Origin of the sequence: Henriciella sp. (genome assembly GCF_049649345.1) — a bacterium.
GTDB lineage: Bacteria > Pseudomonadota > Alphaproteobacteria > Caulobacterales > Hyphomonadaceae > Henriciella.
Genome location: NZ_JBARZC010000043.1, coordinates 1 through 5,116 on the forward strand (window position 1 = coordinate 1; position 5,116 = coordinate 5,116).

Here is a 5,116-nt window from a genome sequence, read left to right on the forward strand (position 1 = left end):
TTGTGGTGGGTTCAGCAAAGATACCGCCAAAAATTACGCTTTTAGGTTTGGCCGGCCAAGTAGTTTTCCAAGATCAGCAGGATCGATTGGGCAATTCGGCGTTGGAATGAAGCGTGCATTGCTCAAATTTGGATCGAAGTTTGAGGTACACTCCTCCACCGATAAGGAATCATGGGCTGTAGGTTTGGACGTAGATGAGTGGCTTAACCATACAGACTGGCACTTTCCTTGGATCGATTTTGAGTCGGCTGGGGGAGTTTCAGAAAGCGTGCCTGGTACGCGCGTAGAAGTTACGGACTTAAGGGCTGAGGTATCGCAGCGGTTTGGTTCAGTCCAATTCGTCCAAAAACTCAGAGACTTGATCAAGACAAAGCACCGCGAATTCATTGCGGACAGACTTCATATTGAAGTTAACGAGGAAGTTATAGATGCTACCAAGTTGGCATTGCTTGTGCAGTCTGATCTCAAACCTGGCTACGATGAATTTCAAATCATAACAGATGACAATAAGCCTGTGCATGTCAAAATTTTGGTGGGCGTGGGCCAGTCAAGCCCCCGCGAAGCTGGCTGGTACGTCGTCTGCAACGGTCGCGTTATACTCAGCGCTGATCGTGACGCCAATACGGGCTGGGGAAAAATCGAGGAAGAAAGCAATCGTGTGATGATCCCGAGCTTCCACAACCAGTTTGCGAGATTTCGAGGAGTCGTCTGGCTAGATAGTGACGACTCTTCGCTGCTCCCTTGGAACACTCAGAAAACCGATATCGATGTGGATAATGTCGCGTGGCGCAAGACGTTTAACCGGATGGTTGAAATGATGCGACCAGTAATCAATTGGCTGAATGATCTGGATGCTGATATCGATGAGCATACAAGAAAACATAGCGCGCTTCTGAAGTATGTTGAAAGCGCTAGTTCTCAAAGTATTGAAATGGTGACAAAGAAAAAACAAGATTTTGAGGCGCCAAGAAGAGACGCAATTCGACCGGGTCCGCCAACTACAAAAATTCAATACTCAAGACCCGTCTCTAAAATCGAAGAGCTGAAGCAAGCATTGAGCGTAAATAGCGCTGTAGCTGTCGGGGAAAAGACGTTTGATTTAATCTACGCGGAGCTTTGCGGATAATGGATAGCTTCCGAAAAATAAATTACTCGATTCGTCCAGCGAAGCACGCCGAGCGCCGTATGGTAGCGGAAATTATCAGACGACTTCACGTGTTCGCGCCGCTTGAACAATATGAATATGTGGGGATGGGATCTCTGTGGTTCACAGACTTTTCTCTGTTTCATCGCCTATTTGGCCTTAAGAAAATGGTTTCTATTGAAGGCGCTACCCACGCTCAAGCGCGTGTAGAGGCAAACAAACCGTTTTCTTCCATCGAAATCCGTTTCGAGAAATGCTCTACGGCGCTCCCCGCGCTGGATTGGGATTCGAAGAAAATTGTTTGGCTTGATTACGATTCCAAACTCCAGCCTGATGTTCTGTCCGATGTAGGAACGGTCGCGACGCGGGCGGCGAACGGGTCTTTGCTTTGCACAACTACTAACTGTGATAACGCGCCCGAGCTTCAGGAAGACGATTCAGATCTTTCAGCGGACGATCAGTTTCGAGCCAAATTCGGCGCTGAGAGAATTCCGGAGAAGTTTTCGGAACTTGATCTGTACGGTTGGAGATACGGAGCACTCAGCAGACAGATGATTATGCAAGAAATTGAAGAGGCACTCATCATTCGCAACGCGGGTTCAGACAATAAATTAAAATACGAAAGCGTGGCGGCCATTGAATACACAGATGGCGCAAAGATGAGCACAGAAATTGGTGTTTTCGTGGATACCCAACAGACTGATACCTATGAGAAAGCAGACTTCGGTTCATTGGACTTTTTACATTCTGACAAACCCGTCCGAATCGAAGTTCCTCCTCTAACCATTCGAGAAATCAGAGCCATAGAGCGACATCTTCCCACGGTAGATGCCAGTGTCCCCAAAAGTCCTGATTATATCCCGGAGGCGGATCGGCGCAGGTTTTCGGCGTTTTACCGTTATCTCCCGAACTTTGTAGTGTTGGAAGGCTGAGTCGCTCACAGCCCCAACTCCTCTTCCCGCAACTTCTTCACCTCATCGCGCAATCTCGCCGCCTCTTCAAACTCCAAATTCGCCGCCGCTTCGCGCATCTGTTTCTCCAGGTCGGAGATGACGGCTTTGAGGTTGTGGCCTGAGCCGGCCTCCAGGGCAGGGGCCTTGTCCTCGGAGACCCCGCGCGGGAGTTTGCGGGAGCGTCCCCCCTTGAGCTGCTGGGTCTTGGACCGGCTCTCGCCGAGATCGGCGAGAATGTCCGCGACGGCCCGCACGATCGTGGTCGGGACGATGCCGTGTGCTTCGTTGTGCGCGATCTGTTTCTCGCGGCGCCGTTCGGTTTCTTCCATGGCGCGCTCCATCGAGCCGGTCACCCGGTCTGCATAGAGCACGACGCGCGCATCGGCATTGCGCGCCGCCCGGCCGATGGTCTGCACCAGCGAGGTCTCTGACCGCAGGAAGCCTTCCTTGTCCGCATCGAGAATGCCGACAAAGCCGCATTCGGGAATATCGAGGCCCTCCCGCAGCAGGTTGATACCGACCAGCACGTCGAACTCGCCGAGCCGCAGGTCACGGATGATCTCGATCCGCTCGACCGTATCGATGTCAGAGTGCATGTAGCGCACGCGCACGCCATTCTCGTGCAGGTATTCGGTGAGATCCTCGGCCATCTTTTTGGTCAGCGTCGTGACCAGCGAGCGCATGCCCTTGGCCGCGACCTCCTTCACCTCGGCCATCAAATCGTCGACCTGGTTGATATTGCCATTGTCCTTGGTGCCGGTGACAGGGCGCACCTCGACCGGCGGGTCGATGAGGCCAGTGGGGCGGATCACCTGTTCGGTGAACACGCCGCCAGTCTGCTCCAGCTCCCATTTACCGGGCGTCGCGGACACGTGCACCGTCTGCGGGCGCATCGCCTCCCATTCGGGGAATTTCAGCGGGCGGTTGTCGATGCAGGAGGGCAGGCGGAAGCCATATTCGGCGAGCGTCGACTTGCGGTTGAAGTCGCCTTTGAACATGGCGCCGATCTGCGGCACGGTCTGGTGGCTCTCATCGACGAAGACGAGGGCGATTTCCGGCAGGTATTCGAACATGGTCGGCGGCTGCTCACCCGGCAGGCGGCCGGTGAGATAGCGCGAATAGTTCTCGATGCCGTTGCAGGAGCCGGTCGCGGCCATCATTTCGAGGTCATAGGTCGTGCGCTGCTCGATGCGCTGGGCCTCGAGCAGTTTGCCGTGCTTTTCGAAGTGGGCGAGCGTCTCCTTCAGCTCTTTCTTGATGCCGTTTATGGCGCCGTTGAGCGTCGGGCGCGGTGTCACATAGTGGCTGTTGGCGTAGAGCTTGATGGCGGGCAGATCGGCGGTTTTCTTGCCGGTCAGCGGGTCGAATTCGACAATGCTTTCCAGCTCGTCGCCAAAGAAAGAGAGCTTCCAGGCGCAGTCATCAAGGTGGGCCGGGAAGATGTCGAGCACGTCGCCCTTGAGGCGGAAGCTGCCGCGCTGGAAGGCGCTGTCATTGCGCGTGTATTGCAGCGCCACGAGCTTCTGCGTCACCTCGCGCGGATCGATCTGCTGGCCCTCTTCGAGCTTGAACGTCATCGAGCTGTAGGTCTCGACCGAGCCAATGCCGTAAATGCACGAGACCGACGCCACGATGATCACGTCATCGCGCTCCAGGATCGCCCGCGTCGCCGAGTGGCGCATCCGGTCGATCGCCTCATTGATCGAGGATTCCTTCTCGATATAGAGGTCCGAGCGCGGCACATAGGCTTCCGGCTGATAGTAGTCGTAATAGGAGACGAAATACTCCACCGCATTGTCCGGGAAGAAGGATTTCATCTCGCCATAGAGCTGTGCCGCAAGCGTCTTGTTGGGCGCGAGGATCAGCGCCGGGCGCTGCACCGCCTCGATGACCTTGGCCATGGTGAAGGTCTTGCCGGTGCCCGTCGCGCCGAGCAGGACCTGGTCGCGCTCGCCATCCTTGATGCCCTCGACGAGTTCCGGGATGGCCGTGCGCTGGTCGCCTGCCGGCTCATAGTCGGACGCCACGACGAAGCGCTTGCCACCCTCGATCTTCTCCCAGCGCCGGTCGGGCCGGTGCGGAGTCCAGTTATCGGATGCCAGCTGCCCCGACGCATCGCGCGCGGCGCCAGACCAGTCAAATGTCGCAGAGGCGTCCTGAACGCCGGAAGGGGAACGAGCCATGAACGGCAAGATGGGGCAGGGGAGGGGGGATGTGAAGGGGCTTCGCAGCCGGTTTGCGCAGCAAAGCCATCGATCCGGTGGATCGATGGCAGGCGGAGAAGGCCACGGCAGTGGCCTGCTGACAGGGGTGTGTCAGGAGTGGCTAGCTCAGCTGAAACTTTCGCCGCAACGAGAGAAGGATTAGGAAAATGAATAGAGTGGCGAGAAGGCTGTGGAATAATCCGATGATTTTGAACCCTATTTCGCAATGCTGGGTAAGGTAGGCCGCTAGTTGGGTTGAGCCACAAACGGGTTCTCCGGTATCACAAGTGTCCATCCCAATTCGGCCAAATATCGGATTGAAAACAAAGAACGGTCGAAAGGTGAGCGTTAGCCCTAATGCGAACGCGCTTCCCACCAAAGGAATTGAACACGGGATTCCAGCGGCAGAGCCCAACAGAAAATAGCTGGCCGCCGCGATGATCCATACCGTCACAAGCCAAGCCGCCGGGCGCATAAAACTGCTGCCATATTCGGAGAAAGATCCATATCCTCTGGCTAACACACGATCCCAGAAGGGGACTTCACCACCATCCTTCCGCATGAAACGAGCCTTCATTTGCTCCACGTGGAACTTGGACTGGTAGTCGTGTGCTTTGATGGTCTCCATATGCTTTGCGAGCGTTCGAAAGGAGCCTTCAGTGACACTGAGCCTGTCGTCTCGCTCACGCCCTGTAACAGCCACAATGTACGGTCGCCAATCGAATGCACTTCTTCTAAAACTTGTATCGAAATTGAATTCACATGATTGGAAACGCGGCGCGCGGCAGAAGACGCAATCTTCGAATGCGGTGCGT

Annotated in this window: 3 protein-coding genes and 1 pseudogene; 2 read left to right on the forward strand and 2 right to left on the reverse strand. The window is 55.3% G+C overall.

The window, feature by feature from the left end; all coding sequences use genetic code 11:
* The coding region (locus WA989_RS01120; protein WP_424338692.1) for an ATP-binding protein at positions 1-1,126 on the forward strand (1,126 nt) is incomplete at its 5' end.
* Entirely contained in the window at positions 1,126-2,076 is a 951-nt protein-coding gene (locus tag WA989_RS01125) for an O-methyltransferase (RefSeq protein WP_424338693.1), read from the forward strand. The genes WA989_RS01120 and WA989_RS01125, both read left to right, overlap by 1 nt.
* Before the next feature lie 5 nt (positions 2,077-2,081).
* Here the strand turns inward: WA989_RS01125 and uvrB are convergent, their stop codons facing one another.
* Positions 2,082-4,280 (reverse strand): excinuclease ABC subunit UvrB, encoded by a 2,199-nt coding sequence (uvrB, locus tag WA989_RS01130; protein WP_424338694.1) that lies wholly within the window; start codon positions 4,278-4,280, stop codon positions 2,082-2,084.
* A 142-nt stretch (positions 4,281-4,422) separates the two neighbouring features.
* Positions 4,423-5,116, reverse strand: a pseudogene (locus WA989_RS01135) (hypothetical protein); the annotation flags it as partial.

Bases quoted from the DNA above. Each gene is read 5' to 3' on its own strand.
- WA989_RS01125 (WP_424338693.1), top strand. From the start codon at position 1,126: ATGGATAGCTTCCGAAAAATAAATTACTCGATTCGTCCAGCGAAGCAC.
- uvrB (WP_424338694.1), bottom strand. From the start codon at position 4,280: ATGGCTCGTTCCCCTTCCGGCGTTCAGGACGCCTCTGCGACATTTGAC.